The 24977-nt window shown below is 43.0% G+C and carries 31 protein-coding genes, 1 riboswitch and 1 other annotated feature; of the genes, 10 read left to right on the forward strand and 21 right to left on the reverse strand.

Annotated elements, in window-relative coordinates; genetic code table 11:
• Positions 1 to 153: 153 nt before the first annotated feature.
• A complete protein-coding gene (locus OKX00_RS17555) occupies positions 154 to 633 on the reverse strand; it encodes a hypothetical protein (protein ID WP_265408235.1) in 480 nt (159 codons plus the stop codon).
• A gap of 210 nt (positions 634 to 843) precedes the next feature.
• On the opposite strand from OKX00_RS17555, the gene OKX00_RS17560 reads away from it, so the two are divergent.
• The 3 genes from OKX00_RS17560 (at position 844) to OKX00_RS17570 (ending at position 2330) form a co-directional block, all read left to right on the forward strand.
• Positions 844 to 1938: a tetratricopeptide repeat protein gene (locus OKX00_RS17560; protein WP_265408236.1), complete on the forward strand. Its 1095-nt coding sequence runs from the start codon at positions 844 to 846 to the stop codon at positions 1936 to 1938.
• On the forward strand, positions 1935 to 2060 hold the full coding sequence (locus tag OKX00_RS17565; RefSeq protein ID WP_255357573.1) for a hypothetical protein: 126 nt from the start codon (positions 1935 to 1937) through the stop codon (positions 2058 to 2060). The genes OKX00_RS17560 and OKX00_RS17565 overlap by 4 nt, the downstream gene beginning before the upstream one ends.
• An 81-nt stretch (positions 2061 to 2141) precedes the next feature.
• Positions 2142 to 2330 (forward strand): hypothetical protein, encoded by a 189-nt coding sequence (locus OKX00_RS17570; protein ID WP_053355306.1) that lies wholly within the window; start codon positions 2142 to 2144, stop codon positions 2328 to 2330.
• A gap of 41 nt (positions 2331 to 2371) precedes the next feature.
• Here the strand turns inward: OKX00_RS17570 and OKX00_RS17575 are convergent, their stop codons facing one another.
• Entirely contained in the window at positions 2372 to 3835 is a 1464-nt protein-coding gene (locus tag OKX00_RS17575) for a M36 family metallopeptidase (protein ID WP_265410575.1), read from the reverse strand.
• Between the two features lie 208 nt (positions 3836 to 4043).
• Positions 4044 to 4315: a binding site (T-box leader), on the forward strand.
• A gap of 99 nt (positions 4316 to 4414) precedes the next feature.
• Between OKX00_RS17575 and metG the strand changes: the two genes are divergently transcribed.
• Complete coding sequence (gene metG, locus OKX00_RS17580; protein WP_265408237.1) at positions 4415 to 6046, forward strand: methionine--tRNA ligase; 1632 nt, start codon at positions 4415 to 4417, stop codon at positions 6044 to 6046.
• Between the two features lie 57 nt (positions 6047 to 6103).
• On the opposite strand, the gene OKX00_RS17585 is transcribed toward metG, so the two are convergent.
• From OKX00_RS17585 to OKX00_RS17595, 3 genes are all read right to left on the reverse strand, one after another.
• The gene (locus OKX00_RS17585; protein WP_265408238.1) at positions 6104 to 6676 is read right to left on the reverse strand and encodes an MFS transporter; all 573 of its coding nucleotides are present in this window, start codon (positions 6674 to 6676) and stop codon (positions 6104 to 6106) included.
• The gene (locus OKX00_RS17590) at positions 6666 to 8111 is read right to left on the reverse strand and encodes an FAD-binding oxidoreductase (protein ID WP_265408239.1); all 1446 of its coding nucleotides are present in this window, start codon (positions 8109 to 8111) and stop codon (positions 6666 to 6668) included. Before OKX00_RS17590 ends, OKX00_RS17585 begins: the two co-directional genes overlap by 11 nt.
• Before the next feature lie 353 nt (positions 8112 to 8464).
• Positions 8465 to 8902: a MarR family winged helix-turn-helix transcriptional regulator gene (locus OKX00_RS17595; RefSeq protein WP_265408240.1), complete on the reverse strand. Its 438-nt coding sequence runs from the start codon at positions 8900 to 8902 to the stop codon at positions 8465 to 8467.
• Positions 8903 to 9074: 172 nt separating this feature from the next.
• On the opposite strand from OKX00_RS17595, the gene OKX00_RS17600 reads away from it, so the two are divergent.
• From OKX00_RS17600 to OKX00_RS17610, 3 genes are all read left to right on the forward strand, one after another.
• Positions 9075 to 9497 carry an organic hydroperoxide resistance protein gene (locus OKX00_RS17600; RefSeq protein WP_265408241.1) on the forward strand — a complete coding sequence of 141 codons (423 nt, stop codon included), beginning with the start codon at positions 9075 to 9077 and terminating at the stop codon, positions 9495 to 9497.
• Between the two features lie 124 nt (positions 9498 to 9621).
• Positions 9622 to 9912, forward strand: a complete 291-nt coding sequence (locus tag OKX00_RS17605; RefSeq protein WP_265408242.1) for a putative quinol monooxygenase — start codon at positions 9622 to 9624, stop codon at positions 9910 to 9912.
• 116 nt (positions 9913 to 10028) lie between these two features.
• Positions 10029 to 11024: an LLM class flavin-dependent oxidoreductase gene (locus tag OKX00_RS17610; protein ID WP_265408243.1), complete on the forward strand. Its 996-nt coding sequence runs from the start codon at positions 10029 to 10031 to the stop codon at positions 11022 to 11024.
• 74 nt (positions 11025 to 11098) lie between these two features.
• Here the strand turns inward: OKX00_RS17610 and OKX00_RS17615 are convergent, their stop codons facing one another.
• Positions 11099 to 11698, reverse strand: coding sequence for a nitroreductase family protein (locus tag OKX00_RS17615; protein WP_265408244.1), 600 nt, complete (start codon positions 11696 to 11698; stop codon positions 11099 to 11101).
• 178 nt (positions 11699 to 11876) lie between these two features.
• Here OKX00_RS17615 and OKX00_RS17620 point away from each other — a divergent pair, with 178 nt between their 5' ends.
• Positions 11877 to 12383, forward strand: coding sequence for a cupin domain-containing protein (locus OKX00_RS17620; protein ID WP_265408245.1), 507 nt, complete (start codon positions 11877 to 11879; stop codon positions 12381 to 12383).
• A gap of 34 nt (positions 12384 to 12417) precedes the next feature.
• Here OKX00_RS17620 and OKX00_RS17625 read toward each other — a convergent pair whose 3' ends face one another.
• From OKX00_RS17625 to thiC, 11 genes are all read right to left on the reverse strand, one after another.
• On the reverse strand, positions 12418 to 13035 hold the full coding sequence (locus OKX00_RS17625) for a DUF2238 domain-containing protein (protein ID WP_265408246.1): 618 nt from the start codon (positions 13033 to 13035) through the stop codon (positions 12418 to 12420).
• 127 nt (positions 13036 to 13162) lie between these two features.
• Positions 13163 to 13582 carry a hypothetical protein gene (locus OKX00_RS17630; protein ID WP_265408247.1) on the reverse strand — a complete coding sequence of 140 codons (420 nt, stop codon included), beginning with the start codon at positions 13580 to 13582 and terminating at the stop codon, positions 13163 to 13165.
• Between the two features lie 78 nt (positions 13583 to 13660).
• The gene (locus tag OKX00_RS17635; protein WP_265410576.1) at positions 13661 to 14632 is read right to left on the reverse strand and encodes a DMT family transporter; all 972 of its coding nucleotides are present in this window, start codon (positions 14630 to 14632) and stop codon (positions 13661 to 13663) included.
• A 17-nt stretch (positions 14633 to 14649) separates the two neighbouring features.
• Positions 14650 to 15315 carry a GntR family transcriptional regulator gene (locus OKX00_RS17640; protein WP_265410577.1) on the reverse strand — a complete coding sequence of 222 codons (666 nt, stop codon included), beginning with the start codon at positions 15313 to 15315 and terminating at the stop codon, positions 14650 to 14652.
• Positions 15316 to 15366: 51 nt separating this feature from the next.
• Positions 15367 to 15828, reverse strand: a complete 462-nt coding sequence (locus OKX00_RS17645) for a GNAT family N-acetyltransferase (RefSeq protein WP_265408248.1) — start codon at positions 15826 to 15828, stop codon at positions 15367 to 15369.
• A gap of 88 nt (positions 15829 to 15916) precedes the next feature.
• Positions 15917 to 16363 carry a hypothetical protein gene (locus OKX00_RS17650; RefSeq protein ID WP_139223409.1) on the reverse strand — a complete coding sequence of 149 codons (447 nt, stop codon included), beginning with the start codon at positions 16361 to 16363 and terminating at the stop codon, positions 15917 to 15919.
• Positions 16364 to 16485: 122 nt separating this feature from the next.
• Positions 16486 to 17151 carry a class I SAM-dependent methyltransferase gene (locus OKX00_RS17655; protein WP_265410578.1) on the reverse strand — a complete coding sequence of 222 codons (666 nt, stop codon included), beginning with the start codon at positions 17149 to 17151 and terminating at the stop codon, positions 16486 to 16488.
• Positions 17152 to 17481: 330 nt separating this feature from the next.
• Complete coding sequence (locus OKX00_RS17660) at positions 17482 to 18270, reverse strand: SDR family oxidoreductase (protein ID WP_265408249.1); 789 nt, start codon at positions 18268 to 18270, stop codon at positions 17482 to 17484.
• A gap of 421 nt (positions 18271 to 18691) precedes the next feature.
• Entirely contained in the window at positions 18692 to 19447 is a 756-nt protein-coding gene (locus OKX00_RS17665) for a sugar phosphate isomerase/epimerase family protein (RefSeq protein WP_265408250.1), read from the reverse strand.
• A gap of 154 nt (positions 19448 to 19601) precedes the next feature.
• On the reverse strand, positions 19602 to 19979 hold the full coding sequence (locus OKX00_RS17670) for a hypothetical protein (RefSeq protein ID WP_265408251.1): 378 nt from the start codon (positions 19977 to 19979) through the stop codon (positions 19602 to 19604).
• A 284-nt stretch (positions 19980 to 20263) separates the two neighbouring features.
• On the reverse strand, positions 20264 to 22033 hold the full coding sequence (thiC, locus tag OKX00_RS17675) for a phosphomethylpyrimidine synthase ThiC (RefSeq protein WP_265408252.1): 1770 nt from the start codon (positions 22031 to 22033) through the stop codon (positions 20264 to 20266).
• A 122-nt stretch (positions 22034 to 22155) separates the two neighbouring features.
• A riboswitch (TPP riboswitch) is annotated at positions 22156 to 22267 on the reverse strand.
• 618 nt (positions 22268 to 22885) lie between these two features.
• Between thiC and OKX00_RS17680 the strand changes: the two genes are divergently transcribed.
• Positions 22886 to 23026, forward strand: a complete 141-nt coding sequence (locus OKX00_RS17680; protein WP_156418955.1) for a hypothetical protein — start codon at positions 22886 to 22888, stop codon at positions 23024 to 23026.
• Between the two features lie 113 nt (positions 23027 to 23139).
• Here OKX00_RS17680 and OKX00_RS17685 read toward each other — a convergent pair whose 3' ends face one another.
• From OKX00_RS17685 to OKX00_RS23395, 4 genes are all read right to left on the reverse strand, one after another.
• Positions 23140 to 23610 carry a DinB family protein gene (locus tag OKX00_RS17685; protein ID WP_265408253.1) on the reverse strand — a complete coding sequence of 157 codons (471 nt, stop codon included), beginning with the start codon at positions 23608 to 23610 and terminating at the stop codon, positions 23140 to 23142.
• Positions 23611 to 23696: 86 nt separating this feature from the next.
• Positions 23697 to 24314 carry a sterol desaturase family protein gene (locus OKX00_RS17690; RefSeq protein ID WP_265410579.1) on the reverse strand — a complete coding sequence of 206 codons (618 nt, stop codon included), beginning with the start codon at positions 24312 to 24314 and terminating at the stop codon, positions 23697 to 23699.
• A gap of 96 nt (positions 24315 to 24410) precedes the next feature.
• Positions 24411 to 24539, reverse strand: coding sequence for a hypothetical protein (locus OKX00_RS23390; RefSeq protein WP_416054349.1), 129 nt, complete (start codon positions 24537 to 24539; stop codon positions 24411 to 24413).
• Positions 24512 to 24613 carry a hypothetical protein gene (locus OKX00_RS23395; RefSeq protein ID WP_416054255.1) on the reverse strand — a complete coding sequence of 34 codons (102 nt, stop codon included), beginning with the start codon at positions 24611 to 24613 and terminating at the stop codon, positions 24512 to 24514. The genes OKX00_RS23390 and OKX00_RS23395 overlap by 28 nt, the downstream gene beginning before the upstream one ends.
• 48 nt (positions 24614 to 24661) lie before the next feature.
• Here OKX00_RS23395 and OKX00_RS17695 point away from each other — a divergent pair, with 48 nt between their 5' ends.
• Complete coding sequence (locus tag OKX00_RS17695; RefSeq protein ID WP_265407977.1) at positions 24662 to 24889, forward strand: hypothetical protein; 228 nt, start codon at positions 24662 to 24664, stop codon at positions 24887 to 24889.
• Positions 24890 to 24977 lie beyond the last annotated feature (88 nt).

The following is a 24977-nucleotide window of genomic DNA, read 5'->3' on the forward strand; positions in this document are numbered from 1 at the left end:
TTATCCTGCTGTGATGGCTGAGCATCACTTTGACCGCCATCTGTCCCATCGTCCTTATTTGTATCTTCTTCCTCAGGCGGCATTGGTTTTTCAGGCTTTGGTTCAGGTTTTGGCTTTGTCTGATCAGCAGGCTTTTCAGAAGGCTTCGGAATTTTAACGGGTTTTTTTTTCCTCTTTTGCCGGTTTTTCCGGCTTTACCGGCTTGTCTTTTTTCACTTTTCCTTTTTTCAAGCCCTTGTTATCTTTGGGTTTCTTTGCCTTTTTTTCCTTTGCTGGTTTTTGCTTCACCGGTTTTACTTTACTTTCTTTCACCGGTTTTACTTTACTTTCTTTCACCGGCTTTTCTTTCGCATTCGCGTAGGTTTTGCCGCTGTGGGCCGATATACTGGCAGGTCGCTGATCGGGAAAGAGCTTGTCTGTAGATATGACCTGCTCCAGCATGATATCCTTTTCCTGATTCGAAAGACTGTCGGTTGAAACAACCACATTAGATAATGTATTTAAAGGGTGCGATCCTGAATTTATTTTAGTTTTTGGCATATTTTCTTCCGTTTTCGCTTTGTCACCATGCGCAAAGCCAAGCCATACGCTCAGCAGTACAATTGGTATAGCAAGCGAGATGAGCTTATACATAATCTTCACCTTCCTCATTGCTAATTACCACAATGGCTACTATTATAAACCCAAAATGAATAAAGATGAAAAATCCGAATTTTAGAATAACTTGGGAAAATGAGATAGATTCCTGCTTAATAATCGCTATATTTTCAATACTACTTTCCCAACTTTCCTTTTTCCATTATATGCTACTATTTTCATATAACCTTCTTAAGGGGAGTTATCATGATATTACAAACAGAAAAGGCGTCTGAAGTCATTGAATTGCTCAGTCGATGGAACGTGAGTATGAGGGATCGAAATCTGGCAGTGGTCGAAGAATTAAATATTGAGGTGCAGGAACAAATCGATCCTGCCACACTGGATCAGCAAGAACTGTTATGGCATTCGCTGCTGGAGATCCGGTATACACTCATCCAAAAAAACTTTGATGACACTGCAGTTCTATTGCAGCAGCTTGAACTGCTTCAAAGACAGTTATCCCCTGAAATGGCTTTCTACTATCACTTTTTCAAAGGCGTCTATGCCTACAGTATGAACCAGTACATAGAAGCTGTGGCCTGCTATTATGAAGCGGAAAGATTTATGGGCAGTATTGAAGATAAGATCGAAGTTGCCGAATTTTTTTATAAAGCGGCCACTGCCTATTATCACAGCAGGAAGTTTCTGCTTTCACTCAGCTATGCAAAACTGGCTAAAACCACGTATGAAGAAGTTTCAAAAAACGATCTCAGAAGTGCAGACTGCGAAAACATTCTAGGTCTCTGCTGTCTTAGTCTAAAACAGTACGAGCAGGCAGAAGAGCACTTTTTGGATTCACTGGATATCGCTGAGAAGTTTAAAGATGAAGAGCTTCTCAACTTTATACGCTATAACCTTGGATTCCTTTATTCTGAACAAAATTTGTCCGATATTGCCATTCGCCACCTTAGCGAACTGTACAGCAAGGAGTTTATCCCCCATAAACTATCCTTCCTGCTCGCACGGGAATACTTCAAAATGGAAGATAAAGAGAATGGTTTTTTTTATCTCCAGCAAGGCATGGACGTTTGCAGCACCATTCAGAATGAAGAGTATATTCACCACCTGCAAATTTTAAATGCCCAGTACTCTAATCTTCCCTCTGAGGAAATCGAGCAAGTTGTTACTGAGCATTTGAAATACTTTGAAGAACAGCAGTTATGGGGCTTTGTACAAGATTATACCGAAGCCATTGCTACGATTCTTCATCATGAAAAAAAGTTTGAGAAAGCCAGTACTTATTTTTATCAGGCGTACCGCGCTAAAACCAAAATTGAAGAAATGGGGTATTTACGATGAAAAAAGCAAAAATTTTACTGGGAACTTTTTTGGTTTTAACAGCCTTGATGGGTGCAGCTGCTGCTAATGGCAGCCTTCAAAGCGAGCACGGAGTAATTCGTGACACACCTACACACGTGTAAGATCAGAATTTGAGCTTGTCATAAAAAAGAGCCCGATCGGCTCTTTTTTTATGGGTTCAAATCATTATAAAGGAGATTTCTATGAAACCAGCACTTCCTTACGACGTAATCGAAGTAAATAACATGAAAGCCAGGGTCATTGCAAGCTTTCCAGATACTGTAGTGGCAGATTTCAAAGAATTTCAGGAGGTAGATCCACAGCACGAAAGGCAAGTCATCAAGCATGGTGCATATAAGATCGTGAAATTGGATCAGAATAAAAATAAATAATAAAATCCCCCTGGATCATTCCAGGGGGGTTTTATTATTTATTAATTGGTTGATAGCCCTCTCGCTTTAAAGACTGCATCAATTGTTTTTGCATTGCGGCCGCCATTGAGCTGCTGATCTGCCTGCTTGATCGCCCGTGCCCCGTCATTAAATGTTGCATTGGGTGTCAGTGACCAATGAGACTGCAAAATAATTTTTGTAGCAGCGTCCCTTCCAATAGCTCCTGCCAGCTCATATAGAGGCTGAGACCAAATCTCTCCATCCGCATGAACTTCCCCGGCAACATCCCTTGGGTATACTTTATTTTCATCCAGTCTTCTCAGACAAGGAGGGTTTGACGAAGAATAGGAGGTTGAATCCCATTCCGCAACACAAGCATGTCCAAATCCATCCCCTGTAACTGCATCCTCATAGGTTGCACCAAGATAGTCTCCAAAGCCCTCCCCCATAGATCCTCCTTCAAGGGAGTCTCCAAAACCTGGAACCTGATTGTCCTGAATAGAATGTCCATATTCGTGAGCGATGACTCCTGCATCCTCAGCATCATCCACTCCGCCAGAACCAAAGGTAAGATCCTTCTTCGTCGGGCTGTAAAAAGAGTTATCCTGTTTATACGTATTCACATTCGCTGTAATCGTACGGTTGTTGATGTTGGTAAAACCTAGCGATTGAATGTAGCGCTGCAAGGTATCAATATGATAGTAAGCCATTACATCTTCAAATTGATTATCCGAGCGAGTGTAATTGAATGTAAGGGTTGAACTTTTCGTCCTTGCTTTTGAGTTAATGGCAACATATTGGCCTGCCAGTTTTCCTGATCCATCAAGACCCAATAATTGAACATTTTTAAGCTGGGCGTTCAATGCTGGTGAATCCGCATCATTATTGTCTGCCAGCCCTGCCGCACTTCCACTGGACTCCACCGGATTCGGTAGAAAAACCTGCCCTGAACCTGTTGCTTTTTGGTTAAGATCCTTTTTCTCTATTAATCTCCCATTGCCCGCATGGACGATCGCTTCCCAGGCCCCAAATGGTTCATTCGCATGAATCACGACTTTATACACAGGAATGGCTTTGCCGTTTTGAATCACATAGCCAAACGTGTTCTCGGTCGTGCCCCACTTACCTTTTCCTTTGTCATTGATATAGGCAGCAGCCTTTGTCTCAGCCTGCTCCTTTGTAAGCTTGTCCGGCGCACGTTCAACTGAGTTATATGGTGTATAATCTGAGACTATCAAACTGACATGTCCATCAAGATCGACTGTCGCGGTAAGCTGCTTGGAGAAAACAGGTGAACCGTTTACCATCTGCTGATAACGCACATAGCTGCCGGCAGCTGTTGAAATGGTCGTAACATAGTCCAGGCCTGAGAGATCATTTGAAAGGTTGTACTTAGCGGCATTCCTTTTTAAAAAGTCATCTGCAGAAGATTTCGCGCTTAATGATTGAGCGTTTACAGCATTTCCTCTTAAAGCAGGGCTGTTTCCATGCTGAAAAGAAGGCATACTGACTGACAATAATATCACGGCCGCGGCCGTCAATGCCATGTTCCTCTTTTTCATTCCCCTGTCTCCTCGCTATCATAATTTTCAGACAATTTAATTTTACTCCCGGAGGTGACACGCAAGCAATAGACTTATTTATCTATTTTATTGTAATACTGGATATCATTTGAATATATTTGCTATAATAATGGTTACAAAATCCTTATTCAAAAAAGCAATGATGAGAAAAGTAGAATCGTACTATTTTTACACAGAGAGCTTCGGCAGCTGAAAAGAAGCAAAAAATGACGGTTTGAAAATGGTCTCTGAGCTCTGTCCCGAACGCTTCTTTACGCAAGTAGGCGGCAGCAAGTGGTGGCACTTGTTATCAAATCCACAGTATAAGAGTGTTTTTTATCCACTCCGTACTAGCTGAGGTGACAGGCGCAAGCCTCTCATGAATGAAGGTGGTACCACGGGAAGATCAGCCCCGTCCTTATCTATGTTTAGATATGGACGGTTTTTTTAATGTCTAAGCATGCAATCCAACAGTTTAGCCAATTCTGATATAACTGAACTCTAAATTGAGGAGGATGACTAATGGCGATTTTTATTGGAGGAGCCTGGCCCTATGCGAATGGCTCACTGCACACTGGTCACATTTCAAGTCTGCTGCCCGGAGATCTGTTAGCCCGCTATTACCGCCTAAAGAGAGAGAACGTATTATACGTTTCAGGCAGTGACTGCAACGGGACACCGATTACTATCCGGGCAAGGCAGGAAAATATTTCACCGCAGGAAGTAGCGGACCGCTATCATACCGAATTTCAGGATTGCTTCACCAGGCTCGGTTTCTCGTACGACTGTTACACGAGAACGGACCACCCCCAACATCATGAGGTCGTTCAGAAGATTTTTCTTACTTTATTAAACAACGGATATATCTATAAAAAAGAAATGGAGCAAGCGTATTGTGAATCCTACGATCAGTTTCTGCCTGACCGTTATGTTGAGGGTACATGCCCCGTATGCGGAAAACAGGCGCGAGGAGATCAGTGCGACTATTGTTCTACCATCCTTGATCCTGCTGATCTGCTGGACCGGACATGTAAGCTATGCGGCCAGCCGCCCGTGTTCAAGCTTACTGAGCATTTCTATTTTGCGCTTCGTAAGTTTCAGGAAAAGCTGGAAAGAGATGTTAAACGAGCAGAGCAGCAACAATCCTGGCGGCAGAATGCCATTCAGTTGACTAAGCGCTATCTACAAGAAGGATTGATCGACCGTGCCGTTTCACGTGACTTGCCTATTGGAGTAAGTATCCCGATTGAGGGCTATGAAGACAAAAAGGTGTATGTCTGGATTGAAGCGGTGTCAGGCTATCTTTCTGCCAGTCAATTATGGTCACAGGAGACTGGCAATGATGATTCACTCTTTTGGAAGGAAGACACGATCACGTATTATGTCCATGGCAAGGATAACATTCCGTTCCACACCATCATCTGGCCTGCCATCCTGCACGGAACTCAAAATCCCGCCCTTCCCCGTCACATTGTTTCGAATGAATATTTGACACTGGAGAAGAAAAAAATATCCACGAGTAAAAATTGGGCGGTCTGGGTTCCAGACATTCTGGAGAGGTACCATCCGGATTCGATCCGCTACTTCCTAACGATCAATGCACCCGAAAACCGGGATACTGATTTTTCATGGAGAGAGTTCATCTATAGCCATAACGGCGAACTGCTTGGCGCCTACGGCAATTTTGTGAACCGGACACTTAAATTTATTGAAAAATATTACGGGGGGCTCTTGCCAAAGAGTAGAGTTGATCGTATCGCAGAATCCCTTTTACCTCCTCTTTACCAAAAGACAGGCCGTTTGATTGAAGAGTCCCGTTTTAAAGAAGCACTTGAAGAAATTTTCGCTTACATCCGTTCGGCGAATAAATATTTTGATGAACAGCAGCCTTGGAAACAAATTAATGAGAACCCTGCTGGCTGTGAGAGAACAATGGCTACCTGTGTTGCCATTATCACTAATCTCGCGCAGCTGCTGGAACCATTCCTTCCTTTTTCGAGCAAAGAAGTCCAGCAGGCACTTGGAATGAAAGAATCATCGTGGAAGGTGATTTATCCGGACCGAATTCAGCTTTCAGGTGTAAAGCCGCTGTTTGAGCGGATTGATATTAAACAGATCGACGAAGAACTAAAGCGCTTGGGTAATCCTTCTTGATCCTTACAAAATGAAAGGACGAAACACCCGAACCCGGGGTTCGTCCTTCTTTTTATTTTACATCACCTTTTTATCCAACTGGCTGGCTGATTCATCCATAACGGGGCGCTTCCAGAGAATTATCCCTCCGATCAAATACAACAAAGAGGTAAGATAAAACAATGAGCCGATGGTTAGAAAATCAATCATGTATCCTGTCATGATGACAGCAAGTGCTGCCCAAATAGACGTCCATAAATGATAGTGGCCCACCTTTTTACCGGCATTTCTTCTTTCCGTGTGGCGGGATAGGGCTGTTTTTTCTGTTGTTTTCTGAAATGCTCCCAAAAGGCCCATAACTATCTGAATAACATAAACATGCCAAGTCTCAGATAGGACTGGAACCAGCAGCATGACCACCGCCATTCCCCATGCATAGATCAGCAGCAGTATACGGTCACCAAACCTGTCACTCCACTTGCCAATGAACGGATGAAATAAGGCGGAAGATAAAGCAAACAGACCATAGGCCCAGCCGAATTGAGAATAGCTGTCACCCAGATTGCGGAGAAGCAGCAGATAAAAAGGAAATACGATGCTGCTTGCCGTCATCATGACGCTTTGTGAACGTATGAGCTGTTTATAGGTCATCTCCGTACTCCTTATAAAAGTAGTTCATGAACATTTCGGACGGATCATACTTTCTTTTCAGTGCAAAGAATTCCTGCGTACGAGGATAGGCACGTTCCAGCTGGCTTTGGCTGGCGAAAGGGTAATAAGGCAGATAATAGCTGCCTCCATGATCGAGTGTAATATTAATGAGCTTGCGGACTACTCTTTTAGTATCAGCAGTGCCTTTCTTGCTTTTCTCCTGATTGATCAGCCAAACAAGGGCAAACATATCCTTTTTCGCATACGTCATCATCGCCTGCTGGTCTTGATCAACATAGCGTATCGTAATATTCAGCACATTCAGATCTTCTTTAGTAAGAACTGCCTTTAAGTCATCCACATAAGAAGAGAATTCATCCACTGGAACAAAATATTCCTGCAGGATCTCTGTCCTGTTTTGGCTGTCATATTCCATAAATTCACTGTCTGAACGCATAACATTATTCCGTGTCTCCACTTTTCCATTTTGCTTCAGAAAATAGTTTTTCTGAGTTTTCCATAATAATTCCTTGCCCCAGCTGCTGTACCGTGACGTTCCGAGCAATACTTTAGGCAGCACGACATTTCCATCGTTCCTCAGCGGCTCATTTTTTGTTGATTTTTGATTCTGCAGCAACCGGTAATTGGTAACGTACATCTCTTTAAAAAACGAAGGATCGGGTGCGATGGACAGGCGGGCCATATGCATACGGATGTTAGGATCATGCTTGACCTTTCTTTTAAAATAGTCCGTATACTCACTGTAGTCCATCGCGATTACTTCATTTTCATACCATTCATCCTGTGCTAATTTAAGTGTTACATCTAGTATGACGCCAAATAAACCATAACCCCCATTAACGAGTTCAAACAGCTCATGATTTTGTTTTCTGCTGACATTAATAATCGTCCCATCTGCTTTTAACAGCCGCAAAGACTCTACCGTATCAATTAAAGAACCATACCTTATATCTCTCCCATGTACATTGACACTGATCGAACCGCCAACGGTGAAAATATTTTGGGACTGCATCACTTGAACGGCGAGTCCATTTCCATGTATATAACGCTGGATATCGTTCCATGTTGCTCCGCTCTGAACAGTAATTCTTTTTTTATCAGGCTGAAAATTCAGTACTCTATTGTATGTTTTCATATCAAGCATAATAGAGTCTGGGAAGTACGTTTGCCCTCCCTGGCTGTGCTGCATGCCCGCAATGGATATCTTTTCCCCTGATTCCGACGCATCCTTAATCCATTTCTGAAGTTCTTTCTGTGATGTGCTCCGTCTGATTTCCTTTACTTTTGTCGGCAATAAACGTGCCGCATCTTCCACGGTTTTAGATTCCTGCCGATGTTTGTATGCAGCAAATGACGCCGTCCAGCCGACTATGAAAATCAGCAAGAAAACAGCTAAAATAATATTTCTCTTCATAAAATAATCCTTCCTATCCACTGTTCCTTCGTCCGCGTTTATGTTACCAAATTAACCCATATGTGTATATAGTTGTTTTCACCTAGACAGATTGGTAACAGCCAAAACAAAACGGGTGGATTTCTCCACCCGTTTTCCAATCTTATTTAGGAGCTTTCATCTTTATTTCTGGAAGCTTTTTCACTGGTTGTTTCTTTTATCCCAACCTTTAAACCTATGACCGCGTATAGAATGGCTGCAGCTGTAACAGACAGTCATAGGAAGGTATGTAAACCGAGTTCATGATCACCAGCAAAACCTCAGAACATAACTTCAGTAAAAAACCCCATTCGGCTTAAACGAATGGGGTTTTTTTACTCTTTTTCTTGAATGTTGTTCAGTATTTTACCAAGGCTTCTCTTCAAGTTTTTCAGTTCATCGTCTTCCATCTTTATGTTTTCAAGCAGTGCTCCGGGAATACATGCTGCTTTCTCACGCAGCCCTTCCCCTCTTTCCGTCAAGGAGACCATCACACTTCGCTCATCCTGCTTGGAACGGTTCCTCATGATCAGTCTATGAGCTTCCATTCTTTTCAGCATTGGTGTCAGGGTTCCCGAATCGAGGAACAGCTTCTCACCAAGATCTTTCACGGCTAGCTCTTTCTTTTCCCATAGTACGAGCAGGACCAGGTATTGCGGGTAGGTGACGTCGAGCTCCTCCAGCAATGGACGGTACTGCTTCGTGATTTCACGGGCAGCCGCATACACCATAAAACAGATCTGGTTTTCCAGTTTCAATGGGTCTTTACTCATTTTTCTTCGCCTCCTCTCACTTCATAATCCTATTTCCACTATATTTCAACCAAACATTACGGTCAAATTAAATTGTTCACAATTTAATTTTTGACAAACAAATCGCTTCATGTTAGATTGATATTAAGTAATTAAATTGTGCACAATATAAATCAAAAGGGAGAGATCATGCATGAAATCTTTATACACAGCAAAAGCAACCGCAGACGGCGGACGACAAGGTAAAGTTAAATCCAGTGACAGCACTCTTGATTTTTCACTATCCATGCCAAAAGCACTTGGCGGAAAGGAAGAAGCAGGTGCTACCAACCCTGAACAATTATTCGCTGCAGGTTACGCAGCCTGCTTTGACAGTGCTCTTCAGCTTGTAGCCCGCCAGGCAAGAAAACGAGTTGAATCCAGTGTTACCGCAGAAGTAAGCATCGGCAAAGATACCGATGGAGGCTTTGGTTTAGCAGTTGCTTTACATGCTGCCATTAAGGGAGCCAGTCAGGAAGAAGCCCAGCAGCTGATCGAACAGGCTCACCAAGTTTGTCCATATTCAAAAGCAACCCGCGGAAACATTGAAGTGACTCTTCACGTTTCAGCTGTATAATGAATGCAAGAAGCCAGTCTCATGATCCGGGACTGGTTTTTGCTTAGGCAAATGGGATGACTTTTTACAGAGTGTCCGTTATAGTAGGTTCACTCTAACTAAACAAAAATGGGAGGAAAAAATGATGAGCCCTATCACAGTTTCAGCCACGCTTACAGCAAAACCTGGACGTGAAGAAGAAGCGCAGAACGTACTTCTTGAAGTATTGAAGCATTCGAGAAACGAGGAAGGATGCTTACACTATAACCTTCATCAATCGCAGGATGATCCAAAAGTTTTTATGCTGTATGAATTATGGAAAGATCAGAATGCAATCGACAGTCATATTGATTCGGCACATTATCAGACTTACAGAACAAACATTGAGCCCCTGATTGATGTACGCAATGTCCAAAAATGGAATCAGATCGGTTAAAAACGGGGTGCCTGGCACCTCGTTTTTCCTATTCATTATTCACATTTGCGTTTTAAAGCAGTGATTTTGCTGCATACATAAGGTAACAGTATTTTTAACAGAAAGGATGCTTTCTCTTGATATCCTTAAGTATATTAGATCAAGTTCCTGTTCCAAAAGGGCAGACTGCTGCAGAGACATTGCAGCAAAGTATACAGCTCGCCCAGATTGCTGAAAAGCTTGGCTATCACCGGTATTGGTTTGCCGAGCATCACAGCACAAAGGGGCTGGCAAGCACGGCTCCTGAAATATTGATTGCCCATACCGCCGCACTCACTCAATCTATCCGGCTTGGTTCTGGCGGTGTCCTTTTGCCGCAATACAGTCCGTTTAAGGTTGCAGAAACCTTTCAGCAGCTGGAAGCTCTTTCGCCGGGCAGAATCGATCTTGGAGTGGGCCGGTCACCCGGCGGTACGATGAAAACGAGACTTGCTTTAACAGACAACATAAAGAAAAGCTTAACCGCATTTCCCCGGCAGCTCCAGGATCTATCGTATTACCTGACGAACTCCCTCCCTTCTGATCATCCTTTTCATGGGATAAAAACTTCTCCTCAAGTCCCCTCACCGCCAGGCCTTTGGGAACTGGGAATGGGCGAAAACAGCGCCAGGCAGGCAGCCGAGCTTGGTATCGGTTATGTATTTGGGCATTTTATCAATCCCGAGAGGGGACAGGAAGCGTTTCAGACCTATTATGAAACCTTTCAGTCATCAGCCTTTTTCGAAAAACCGGCTGGTATCGCTGCGGTTTTTGTGATCTGCGGGGAAACGGATGAGCATGCTGAAGAACTAGCTTTAAGCCAGGACCTTTGGCTTCTCCGTGTTGAAAAGGGCCTGGACAGCCGGATACCGAACATTGAAGAATCAAAATCATACTCCTTCACACAGTTTGACCGGGAACAAATCAAAAAGAACAGAAAACGTATGGTGATCGGTTCTCCAGAGATCGTAAGAGACAAGCTTATATTACTTTCAGAACAGTATCAGACTGCTGAATTTATGATTTTGACAAATGTATTTTCTTTTGCAGAAAGAAAAAAATCGTATGAGAGATTGGCCCATCTATTTAAGTAGCTGCATGTTTATTGATTGGATAATAAATGACACAAAAAAAGAGACCGTCTTAAGGGGACGGTCTCTTTTTATTTTTATTTATAGATTTTCACACGGTCTTCAAGCGGCTGGAATTCTTTTTCGCCTGGTGCTGCCACAGGCTTGCCGAATGGCATTTGAGCGATAAGCTTCCAGTTTTCTGGCACATTCCATTCTTTTTTGACTTCTTCATCAATGATTGGGTTGTAGTGCTGAAGTGATGCACCGAATCCTTCATTCTCTAGTGCAGTCCAAACAACAAATTGGAGCATCCCTGAAGAATGGTTGGACCAGATTGGGAAATTGTCTGCATAAGCAGCGAATGCTTCTTGAAGTCCTTCCACTACTTTTTGGTCTTCGAAAAATAGGACGGTTCCGTATCCGCTTCCGAACGCGTTCATTTTTCCTTCTGTCGGAGAAAACTGATCTGCCGGAACGATGGCACGAAGAGTTTCTTTCGTGATATTCCAAAGTTTATCGTGGTTTTCGCCAAGCAATACAACAACACGGGCACTTTGTGAATTAAAAGAAGATGGTGTGTATTTTACCGCATGATTGATGATTTCCTGAATTCTTTCATCAGAAACAATGGCTTCTTTTCTGATTCCATAATAAGAGCGTCTCTCTTGAACTGAAGTTAAAAAATCTTTTGCCATGTTAATTTCCCTCCACTAAACGACCATTTTTATTGTTTATTACTTTATGTAAGTTAGTATAAATAATATATTTAATTATGTCAAGTGTTGTATTTCAATAAAATAAGCGATTCATTGTGGTTAATCTTCCCCCATAGCGGGAATTCATTTTAAAAGTGTACTGAGGAGGCAAATCGAAATGAGTACGTTTGAGGTGAAAACCTATTATTTTGAAGATGATGGATTCATTCCTAATCACCCAGATTGGCCGGTATTGTTCTACGAAGGGGTTTTAGCCGAACGATCTTATCAAGCCGAACAGATTTTTAATGAGAACAACTGGCTAAACAGCTGGCGGAACGGCATTTTCGACTATCATCATTATCACAGCAACACTCATGAGGTATTAGGTGTCATATCGGGATTTGCGACAGTTAAGATTGGTGGAAAATCCGGACAAGAGCTGCAGATTCATGCTGGTGATGTCATCGTTTTGCCAGCTGGAACCGGGCATATTAACATGGAATCCAGCGCGGATTTTCAAGTGGCTGGCGCTTACCCCAACGGAATGGATTATAATCTGATGCGTGGAGTCGACGGTGAACGCCCTGCGGCTCTAGAAGAAATACGTAATGTTCCTCTCCCTGAAACCGATCCTGTTTTCGGTACGGATGGACCTTTGCTTCAGCACTGGAACAGAAAATAAGAACAGCCCGAATCTTTGTTGATTCGGGCTGTCATTATGCCAAGGATTCAGGAGGCAGACCAGGTTCTTTCCCGCCGTCTGGTGCATCGAATTTTTGTTTTGTCCGTACCAGTGAAATGACGGCAATGATAAGGCCGCCTGAGGTATCCGCAATAAGATCCACCATCGTATCGCTGTTTCCCCCGCCCTGCAGCGTCATAGCAAAGATCTGATCCATACTGAACTCATACATCTCCCAGATGACTCCGCCAAGAACGGCAAATGAAAACACGAACCAGAAGACAAGCCATGCTGAAATATGCGTGCCTCCTTCCCGATGAACGAGCCTTTCATAAAGAGCCACTGCAACGAAAGCCAGCAAAGCTCCGCTCAGCAAATGCAGAAACGTATCCCACCAGCCCAAACCATAAAAATGAAGAATGGAACCTAAATATTGTGATGCAAAAAGAAAAGCTAAATAGGAAAGCAATATGGGCAGGTTAAACTTTAATTTAGTAAACCGGGCAAGGACAAGCGGTATGGCTCCGCACAGAACTCCTCCTAATGCTACCTGATAGCTGTGAACCTCTCCTTTTGGAAAGTAATAAAAAAACAAGACCGCCATAAAAACCGTGTAGGCCAGACTAATCATAAGGACCGACTTTCGTTTCATTCATACACCTCATTTCCTGCTCATATAAATTATTGCCACCAAATCCAGAAATATGAATGTATCCTTTCGAGAACACAAAAAAGCCTGGAATCTCACTCTTATCATTCCAGGCCTGCTTATCACGTTTTTATTGTTTTGTCGTATCGATTTGTTCACGCAGTGGCTTAACCACATTCATATCAACATCATAGGTTTTTCCTTTATAGACGACTTTTGCGTTTTCGTCTCCATCCTTGCCTGTGATCTTTACGCTTTTACTCTGAATAACAAAGCTTCCGTCTTTCTTTTCAACATGTTTGGCATCGACCATTTCTTTTTTTATCACAGGCTCGATCGTTTTTTTATATGCCGTTGATGCAGAATTCACACCTTGTTTTCCTATGTTCATAATTTTGTCGGGGCTGACCCCAAATATGACAATAGCGATGATGGCAATGACTCCAAATATGAGGGCGGCACGCAGAGCAAGTTTAAACAATAACACAAACACGATGATTGCAAGCACCACCAGTATGAGAAGCAGCAAGTGATCTTCAATCCAAGCCATGGCTAAGTCTTCCCTTCCTCTTTTACCAATGTTAATACCCGAATGATTAACAAAATAGACAAGGAAATAAATCCCTTTTTATGAAACGTTAGCTCTTTTTAGGTTTGAGCGTTTTTTCACCTGTGAAACATAGCTGTGAAGAATCATTCCAACCATGATTAATGCCATGCCAAGCCATGATAAAGCGGAGGGCATCGGCACGGATAACATCCATATTTCACCCATTGCCGCAAAGAGGACTTCCGCAGATTGGGTCGCCTCAACAGCCGCTAACTGCTGCATGTTCCCCCTGACAAGATCCGTGGCATAAAAGAACAGCACCGTGGCGATAACGCCGGAAGAAAGAGCTACAAGGGCGGATTGAAAGGTTTGGACTGCCGTTGGAGGCCCATCGGCAAGCCAGCCAATAAAAGCGAGAACGATCCAGAAAGGAAGACTGGCGAGCGTCATGCCAAGTACCCGCTGATAAGCATCCAACCGACCTCCGCATAACTCCATCATTTTTCGATTACCGAGCGGATAAGCAAACGAAGCGACTAACACAGGAAGTGCTCCTAGCAGCACATCATTGAACGAAAGTGTTCTTGCCTGCTCCATCTGCATCAGGACAATGCCAAGAAGGATGATCAACGACATGGAGAGCCCCTTAAACGGAATCTTCCCTCTTACCGATTGAAGCCCTTGTGATGTTTGAACCTGTTCCTTAAAAAAAGGAACGAGAAGTGAGCCTGAGATAATGGTAATCTGCCACGTTCCGGCGATCAGCCATCCAGGTTCATAGGCTGCAGCAAAACAGATGGGAGCATAAAATAGGCCGAAGCCCACCAAACTCCATAACAGCCAGCTTTTCGGCTGTTCTTTCATGGTCTGCATCAGCTGGCCCAAGTTTCCCCTTAACATTACAATAATCAGCAGAAAGGGCACCATGAAAAAATAGCGAAGTGAAGCGCTCCAGATCCAGCTTCCTCCTGATAATTCCATTAAACGGTTTAGCACAAATGTAAAGGCAAAAAAGAAAGCAGAGCAAATTCCGACGATGACAGGCCGCATGGAGTACACCTCTCTCTTCATTTTTGAATCAGCAGTTCTCCGAGACTCAGCCAGTTTACTTCAGTCAGGAGAGCTGTTTTCTCACTATCTTTTTCTATGCAGGCTTCAATGATTTGTTCATGCTGCTGTATCGAATTCACCCCTTTTACGGAGCCGAATTGGGCCATTTCTAAACGGCGGATCTTAGCGGTACTTACCTCCAGCGCTTTCACCAGCTCAGGATTTCCGGCTGCTGTTAGAAACACCTGATGAAAATCTTCATCCGCTTGAATGGCGGCTATAACATTCCTTTCTTCCATAGCAGATCTCAGCTTTTGATTTTGTACTTTTAATTCTTTAATATCCTTTTCCTCCAGAAGTGGAACGGCAAGTCTGGCGGCTAATGCATGAAGTGCTGCAACGACGGTAAATGCATGGTTCGCTTCATCGTTATTTAACGGAGCGACTCTTGTCGCGGAACCCGGCATCGCTTCGACTAGTCCTTCATCTTCAAGTTTTTTTAGAGCCTCCCTTACCGGTGTCCGGCTGATGCCGAATTGCTCCGCAAGATCTTTGTCATGCAATCGTTCCTCAGGCTCCAGTTCTAATAAGAGTATTGCGTTCTTCAAATGATGATACACTTCTTCTCTTAATGATAATCGTCTAATTGGTTGAATATTTTTCATAAAACCAATATATCGCATATCAATTGACAACTCAATAAAAAAACCAGTGCAAAAGCCACTGGTTTTGTTCTATTGAATTCTTTCCCGTTTGTACACAATTTCTCCATCATATACATCTCCCGTTGGCAGATAGTCTAGCCTCTTATACAGTACGGCTGCCCTCTGGTTCTCTTGATGGACCGTAAGCCGTGTTTCACGGGAATGAGGAAACCTCTCCTCAATCCAAGAAATCATTTCAATCATCGCTCTTTTTCCATATCCCTTCCCCTGATGCTTTTCATCAATGAGAAAACCATTGATCCAATACATGTTATCATTCTGCTCTTCAAATGCATGCATGATGAATCCTACCATCATTCCTTCTGCATAGATAGCAAACGGAAGGTACTCAACATCATCGCCGTCCGGCTTAATATAGACTTTAGCCAGCGATACAGCGACAGAAGGCACGAAATGCTCCTGCTCTTTTTTCACTTTTAACTGCAGCGCTTCTTCCCAGTTGCCGCGATCGACAGGTTTTAACTCAATCATGAAGTCTCCCTCCCGCTAGTTTACTATAAGGGTGCCAGGCACCATTATAAAAAACGGCTCCGCCTATTAGGCAGAGCCGTTATTGCACTTATGCTGTTTTTCGGAACTTTCCTGAAATCCCGATCGCAAAAGAGATAATCGTTGTAATTAATAAAGCTTCTGTAATTGAGCTGAGAATCGTATTCAAAGACATAACGCTGTAAATCTGTATAGAGACTCCGATCGGAACGCCAAGAAATAAAACGACAGAGCCAAATATTGCATTTTTTAAAGTAAACAATGATGTACGGTGGGCCCAGTCCAATACTCGCAAGCTTAATACCCAGAAAATACTGATCAATGACCAGAATAACAAAATAGAAGCTATGAACGAGTGAGAAGTCAGCCCGAACAGAACGTGTTCTGAATAAAGATTGATATTCATAAAGACTTCAATTGTCTGATAAGCACCAACACCGAACAAAAGGATAAGATAGATCAAAGCGAACTCCATACCTTTATGCCCCCGGATTCTCCGTTTCAGTGAATTCATCATCTTTCCCCCAAAAAAATGACTTAATAGTTATCATCTTATCATACAAAAAAAGATTTTGATTTTAAACCTGTTTTTTAAAAATTTTTGCAAATTAACGTTAAATGGTAAAAATGTACTACTTTTTATTCCTTTTTAAACAAAGCTGTCCATAAATCCGGAACACCGAATGTTGAACTTCCTGCACCCATCACTTTCATCCTTCTAACCTCTACTGCCGTAAAGCTCCTGAAAATAGTTTTCAGCTTTTCCTCTGTATAGCCCAATCCGCCCATCACCGATCGCGCCCGGTACACCTCCCAGTCTGAAATTTCCGAGCCTCCCAAACTGCCGCCCATCACAAAACAAGTCACCGCAAAATGGCCGCCTGGTTTTAAAGCTCGGTTTACAAGTTCCACATAGGTCAGCCTGCGATGCGGGGCAAGGTGATGAAAACAGCCTGAATCATAGATGAAGTTATAGGATCCGTCCTCTATATCCAGATTAAAGATATTCTGATGAATAAAATGAATAGGCAGCTTTTGGTTCAGCGCTCGCTCCTTTCCCCAGTCCAAGGCTTCTACAGACAGGTCAACCGCATCCACCTCGCAGCCTTTTTGAGCAAGATAAATCGCGTTTCTCCCCGGGCCGCAGCCTAGTTCAAGCACTCTGCCTGGTCCTAACCGGCCATTGTCGAAGTATTCAACCAAGTTTTCATCAGGCACATTATGAAAAAAAGGAATCTTTTTATTACGGTCACGATAAAATTCATCCCAAAAGGGTACCGGATCTCTTAATAAAGAATCCAGCATGTGCAAGACATCATCTTGATTTAAAATGTTCTCTGATTGATTCAAATGATCTTCTCCCCAAACTTAGTCAATTTACCTTCCTTATTCTTTTCTATAAAAATACTAAAAATCCTTTATTATCCATACCAATCGAACCCTGAATACATCTTTCTAACGCTGTTTAAAAGCCCCAAAAAGCGGCATAGACGCTATTTTACCCCCTATTTAATACCCGTGTATCATCTTTCTGAATTTCCCCTTACAGATACCTTAAACCAACTCAAGGGGCCGGCGGTAAAAAAGAGAAGAGCTAGTGACAGCTCTTCTCTTTTTGTACTCTTTCATTTTCTTTTATAGAAGTGTTTCAGCGCCGTCAATGTAGATTTCTGTTCCTGTAATATGACCGGAGCGTTCAGACGCAAGAAACAAAACGAGATCGGCGACTTGTTCAGGTTCCCCAGGCTTATGTTCAAGGGGCTGGTTTCCTTCTGGATAATTAACCGGAATCGTAATCTCCTTTACCGCTTCGGTTGCATCTGTATTTTCTCCGATGTTGGTATTAATGGCACCAGGACAAATCGCATTCACTCTTATCTTATACCGGGCAAGCTCGAGAGCAGCCATTTTCATAAAAGCAACCTGTGCTGCTTTCGATGAACTGTATGCAGCCATCCCGAATCCGTGAAACTTACGAGTTCCATTAATGGAACTCGTGATCACAATGCTTCCTCCTGCTTTTTTCATATAGGGAATAGCATGCTTAACGGCTAAAAAGGTGCCGTTTAAGTTGGTGGATATGGTGGTGTTCCATTCTTCAAGCGACAAAATTTCTATTGGAGCAAGAGTCCCGTTAATCCCGGCGTTGGCAAATAGAACATCCAGCCTCCCCCACTTCTGTACCGCTTGCTCTATTCCTCGCTGCACCTCATGAGGGTTGGAAACATCGATTTCCGCAGCCATCGCCTCCCCGCCCGAATCCTTAATCTCCCCTGCCACTTCTTCTGCTCGTTCTTCTTTTACATCCATCACGCAAACCTTTAAGCCTTCCTTCCCCAAGGCCAGGGCTGCTGCTCGTCCAATTCCTGAACCGCCGCCTGTAACAATGGCCACTTTTCCTTCTTCTTTCTTATAGATACTCATCATCTACCTCCTCTTTTTCATAGGCTGTTTTCGTAACCTTTGTTGCTCTTGAGAGTGGCTGACTTCCGTTCCAGGATGCTCGCTTTCCGCGGGGCGTGCGGTGAGCCCCACGGCGCAGGCACCTTTGGGTCTCACCTGTCCCGCTGCTCCCGCAGGACAAGGAAGGCTGCGGCAGCGTTATATCGCACGAAGAAAATGCGAAATTCATTTTCGAGGAGTCTCGCACCTTGCACTCCAATCAACTTAGCAATAAAGGTTCTTTACAAAAATGTTCCCAAAGCAACAATTTTTTAGAAAAGAGCCTTTTCATATTAAATACCCACTTATTTCGGTTTTGCCCGATAATAATAAAAAGCAGAATCCTTTCCAGCTGCTAAGGCTGAGCAACTCGTTGGAGCCTGCTTTATATCAAAAAAGTTTTCTAACTTAGTAGTTCTTCAAGAACCCTGGCATTTTCTTTTGCAGTAGTGACAAGGTCTTTTTCAAAATGCTCCTGTTCCACAATGTACCATGATACATTCAATTCATTGCCCTTTTTGATGATAGATTGTAAATCCAATTCTCCATTTCCTAAAATCGTGCTTTGTTTTTCGGTCCCTTTTACTGCCATGTCCTTCATGTGTAAAGTAACAAGACGTTTCCCAAGCCTTTCCATAAACTCAGCAGGGTCATAGCCTGAATAGGCTGCCCAATAGCAATCCAATTCAAAGGAAACCAGTGAGGGATCGGTCTCATCCAATAAAATATCGTAACCTGCAGCACCCCCATGATCAACAAACTCAAAATCATGATTGTGATACCCTAATTTCAACCCTTCGCGATTCAATAAATACCCTGCATTATTTAAAATCTCAGCTGCTCGTTTATAATCTTCTATATTCTTTCGATTCTCTTCCGTCAGATATGCCAGGATTAATAAGTCGTTTCCAAGTAACTGATTGTATTCAATCTGGCGTTTGAGTGCATCTCCCTCAAGCTGATCGAGTCCGATGTGGCTGCCTGCCGGTTTTAAATCATACTCATCCAGTGCCTGCTTTAACACCTTTGCTGAAGTGTCATAATAACCGGCAAACTGTGCACCATTATACCCCCACGATGAAACTTCTTTTAGTGTGCCAATGAAATCTTTTTCACAAAGCTCTCTTATCGTGTAAAGCTGCAACCCTCTTTTATGCATTTCTAATTCCTCCTTTATAAAAGTCTTTCACGAAACGATTCGAGATTATCTTAATAAATATTATTGCTTCATACAATATTTTTTGAAATATTCTTAAAATATAACACGCTGCACAAAAAAACCCGTCTGCCTTTTGGCCGACGGGAATCTCACTCTAATTATGATATTGTTTGATGTCCAACGGAATGGCCAAACGTTCTTTGGCCTTTGCATCATAGGAACGGTAATGGGAGATCACCTGATTATTTTCATCTACTCTGCATTCTAAAACCTTATGCTCATTTCCTTCCTTTGTTTCCAGAAGTAGATCAACGTTCCCCAGATGCAATGAATAAGTGTAATACGTAAGTCCGAGAAAATCGTTTCTTTCTTTATGGGTCTCAGGATGAAGCATGATGAAGGTCGCCAAGTCAGTAACCGTCATCGCCGGCTCGTTCTTGATCTTTCCGAGGATCTCCCTGAATCCATCAGAAGCTTGCCCCACTCTTTGCTCAGTCCAGTTTAATGTATTCTGCAGCCAATTTGTACCCAATATAAATCCTCCCTGAATCTTCCTTTTTCATTATCATTGCCAAAGAGCGGTGTTTTCTATGCTTTATTTGGGTGCCAGGCACCGTTTATGCGCATAAATGGTGTCAGGCACCACTGCTCTTTCTTCAGGGAACCTGTACAGGATTTTTTCTGTATAGCTGCATCTCATACAGATGCGTTCATCGGAGTTTGAGGTTTCGAGAAATACATGGCGGCATTTTCTCTGAATCTCCTGCAGCTGCATTTCCAGCAGAGCAATTCTTTCACGAAGGATAGAAATGGTGCTCATGAATAGATATTCGAGCCTTTGTCATGAAATTCCTTGGCTTTTTCCCGCATTCCTTCCTTTACATCTTTTTCCTGACCCGAAAGTTCTTGTGCAGACATATTTCTTAGATCATGTGAAATTTTCATAGAGCAGAATTTTGGTCCGCACATGGAACAAAAATGAGCGGTTTTTGCACCTTGTGCAGGGAGGGTTTCATCGTGATAACCCCTTGCCTTCTCAGGATCCAATGATAGATTAAACTGATCTTCCCATCTGAATTCAAATCTAGCTTTTGAGAGAGCATTATCCCTCTTCAATGCTCCTTGATGGCCTTTTGCCAAATCTGCTGCATGGGCAGCGATCTTATAAGCGATCACTCCCTCCCTGACATCATCCTTGTTCGGCAGCCCCAAATGTTCCTTCGGCGTCACATAGCAAAGCATAGCCGTTCCGAACCATCCAATCATAGCAGCCCCAATTGCGGAAGTGATGTGGTCGTACCCAGGCGCAATGTCTGTCGTCAGAGGCCCTAGTGTATAGAAGGGCGCCTCATGGCAGATCTCCATTTGCTTATCTACGTTCTCCTTGATCTGATGCATCGGCACATGCCCCGGTCCTTCGATCATGACCTGCACATCATGTTTCCAGGCGATCTTTGTGAGCTCTCCCAACGTTTCCAGTTCTGCAAACTGTGCCTCGTCATTGGCATCCGCAATCGAGCCGGGCCGTAATCCATCACCCAATGAGACGGAGATGTCATACGCTTTACAGATTTCGCAGATGTCCTCGAAATGAGTATATAAAAAGTTTTCCTGATGGTAAGCGAGACACCATTGCGCCATGATGGATCCGCCCCGTGAAACGATGCCCGTGACCCGATTGATCGTTAATGGCACGTACCGCAGCAACACACCAGCATGAATCGTAAAATAATCGACTCCCTGCTCGGCCTGTTCAATGAGTGTATCACGGTAGACTTCCCAGGATAAATCCTCCGCTATTCCGTTCACTTTCTCAAGTGCCTGATAGATCGGAACGGTGCCAACAGGGACCGGAGAGTTTCTGATGATCCACTCTCTTGTCGTATGGATGTCTTTGCCTGTAGACAGATCCATGATTGTATCCGCTCCCCAGTAGGTAGCCCATGTCATTTTTTCAACCTCTTCCTCAATGGACGAAGTCACAGCAGAGTTTCCGATGTTCGCGTTGATTTTCACATGAAAGTTCTTCCCGATAATCATCGGTTCCAGTTCCAGGTGATTAATGTTGGCAGGGATGATGGCCCTCCCGCTCGCCACTTCGCTTCGAACAAAATCGGCTTCAAGCCCCTCCCGGATCGCAATGAACTCCATTTCAGGCGTAATGATCCCTTTTTTTGCATAATGCATCTGAGTAACATTTCCGCCACCTTTTGCCCGCATCGGCTTAAATGGGCGAACCGGAAACACATGACCCGCATGAGACTGCTGTCTGTAGCCGTTGTCCTCCGGTTTAATTCCGCGCCCATCGTATTGCTCTGTATCGTTCCTGTCTCTCACCCAATTTTCCCTCAGCAAAGGCAGTCCTTTTTCAACATCTGCAGCATAATTCAAATCTGTATAAGGTCCGCTCGTATCATAAAGGACGACGGGCGGGTTCTTCTCATCTCTTCCTGATGTCTGTGTATCCGCCAGACTGATCCTTCTCATTGGCACCCGGATGTCGGGACGGGATCCGGTCTTATACACTTTGGTGCTGTTTGGAAACTGTGATTTTAATGAGAACTTGCTTTCGTTCTGTACGTTCATGCAACTTCCTCCTCGTTTTTTCAAAAATTGAGTCCAAAGTTACACACAGCATAAAAAAAAATCGGGTTCTAGTAAGAAGAACCCGATAGGATAGACAAAGAAAAATATACGATATGTATATATGACTTCGACTCCTACTTCCCTACGCTGGTATAACCCAGATCAGGTTCAAAGGGTCAAAGAGCTTATTCTCTCTTCTCTCAGCCCGGCTGACGGGCTCCCCTAGCAGAAAACGTATTCTGTTTTCAACGTAATCATAGCTTCTCTGCTTTTCATGCACAATCCGTCTTTTGGCACAGGTATTTATTCACTGTAGTCGTTTAACCGCCAAAATATGTATAGACTTTCAATTAACAGAAAAGTTCAACTTGTTTGTTTGCCATTGAAAAGGTGTTTTGGTCATGATTTACTTTAACGAGGCATAAAAGGTGGTCAATCATAGTGGAATATGCAGTACTTTTTTTCTTCTTTCTATCGCTTTCCCAATCATTCATTCCTTTAACTGCCTTCCCTTATTTCAAAAAAGAAAAAAACGGTATCGGCCAGAACCGATTTTTGAAAAAAGTGTCAGTATACTCATTCCTTGTTACAATGAGTAGAAAATCATTGCAACATCCGTTGAAAACATGAAAACCTTAACCTATTCTTCGTTAGATATCTTTTATATTAATGACGGCTCAACTGATGCTTCACTTGGAAAACTTATATACGCTTTATCCCAAATGTTTTCTTGAAAGATTTGTGAACGAGGCAAAAAAATTAGCACATATTAGTTTATTTTGACTGAAAAAGAGGAATAAAGTATCAGGAAGAATTTTTCCATATTCTAAACGAGCAGGGCAGGGTTAACTTATGCTAAAAAAAACAGAGGTAATGCTGTTCATGAAGGAAATCGCCATGCTTACGGATGAATATTTACGTTGCAGAGACCGGTTTCTGAAGGAACAGATAAAAAATGATATCGATTTTCTGCATTCAGTGATTCATTCATAATTTCATTTGTTCATGATGAACACTGTTTTGTTCTTTACTTTTCACTTGTGTCTGTGTTTGAAATTCCACCCATAAAAAAACCCAGAGAGCCGTTTTTTGCTCTCTGGGTTTTCTTAGTTTTTAACGACCGTGCGTTCAATAAGAAGTTCGATCGCGTGCAGCTGTCCCAAATGATTGGATTCATGAAAAACAGCCATGTTTGCTAGTTCACGGAATGTTTCCAGACCAAGGAACGGCTTTTTCAATTTTTCATCCAGTGCTTCTTCCGGGATGTCTTTAATTCGTACGAGCTGATCCTGCAGCTGAGTGACCAGTTCTTCAACGGATGGAACATTTCCCTTCCAGTCTGCCGGCTTTGTTCCTTTGCCAAACAATTCTACATAGTTTTCGGGCAAATGAGCTGACTTTTTCGGAAAACCGAAAAGAAACTGCTCAGTTACGGTTAAGACATGTCCGATGTGCCAGTGGATGGTATTGTTGAATCCTTCCGGCTGAACATCAGCCATTTCAGCGGGAACTGCGCTGGCATTTTTCAGAAAAAATCCTCTTGTCATTTCAAACTGCTTGTAAAGGTACTGATTCATTATGATCATCTCCTCGAATATCTTTATCTTCTTTTCTACTGTAACAAAAAATCCTCTAAAAAAGCAGAGTAAAAGGTCTGGCTCTATTACGCTCTTTTTTCAAGATCCCTTGCTGTTTGACTCATTTCTACCCTTTTCTCATCCTTCAACGTACCAAATAGTGCATCCACAAATGGATTGGACACTCCATACCAGTAGTTTTCATTTTTATAATGATGAAGCGTATGTGTCTTTTTCAGCCACTTGCCGAATCTGGAGTTAGGTTTGATCGGCCGGTGCGCGACATAGTGCTTCCATTCATAAACGAGGAGCATACAGACGAGTCCGCCCGCAAATGGCAAGCTGATTAAAATGGAGCCCGTTATAAAATAAAATAGGGCCGAAAGCACAAACAGACTGGGAATGCTGTACCAGATTGGCAGAAAAAGGAGTTTCAGGTCATCTGGAAACTTATGATGATCATAATGTAACCGCTTTAAAAATTTAAGAAACAGAGGGTTTTTAGGTACTTTTAAATGAAATAAAAAGCGATGAGTGAAATATTCACTGAACATAAAGGCAACAAGCCCCAGAAGAAAGCAGAGAACTGCCAGCCAACTAATACCGGACGCCACTACAAAGAAAGCCATTCCTAACATAATCAATGACAAGACCAAAATGTCTAAATGCAGGAAAAAGTCCTGATACAATCCCTTACTCTTCATCATTTCACCCTCCTGTTTTCCACAATCGCAAACTGTCCTCCATCATTTGCTTCGTAAGGCTCCCTGCTCCATCTGCATCTCTTTTTAAAAATGTATTCAGCAGTTCATTATAAAATTTCTTGAAGCGGAACGATGGAGCTGATTTTCAAAAAAGGATTTTGCCAGACGCAGATAGACCTCTTTAAAACTATTAATGATCAGGAGATAGATATCGGATTGTGTGATAAGCCCGCAAGCTTCTGCTGAAGGTTCCAGTCAAAAGCAGTATATTCCTGGGCATTGTCCTTCAGCTCATCCATATTTTATTTTATAACTAAAAAGGGGCTGTCCAAGAAGTCTGTAAGCTGTTGATTTCCGTTCCAGGCTGCTCGCTTTTACCGGCGCGAGCTCCTACTTTCGCGGGGCGTGCGGTGAGCCTTACCGGCGTGAACGCCTACTTTTTGGTGCTAGCGCCTGCGGGAGTCTCACCTGTCACGCTAGTCCCGCAGGACAAGGAAGGCTCCGGCAGCTTTTTATCGCACGAAGAAAATGTGAAGTTCATTTTCGAGGAGTCTCGCATCTTCCACTTCAATTAACTTTTCATTGAAGATTTTTCAAGCCAAAAAGGGGCTGCCTGAAGGTCAATTTTCGACTTTCTGGACAGCCCCTTCGCACATTCATAAA

It is taken from the genome of Fictibacillus sp. KU28468 (genome assembly GCF_026153615.1).
Classification (GTDB): Bacteria; Bacillota; Bacilli; order Bacillales; family Fictibacillaceae; genus Fictibacillus_C; species Fictibacillus_C marinisediminis.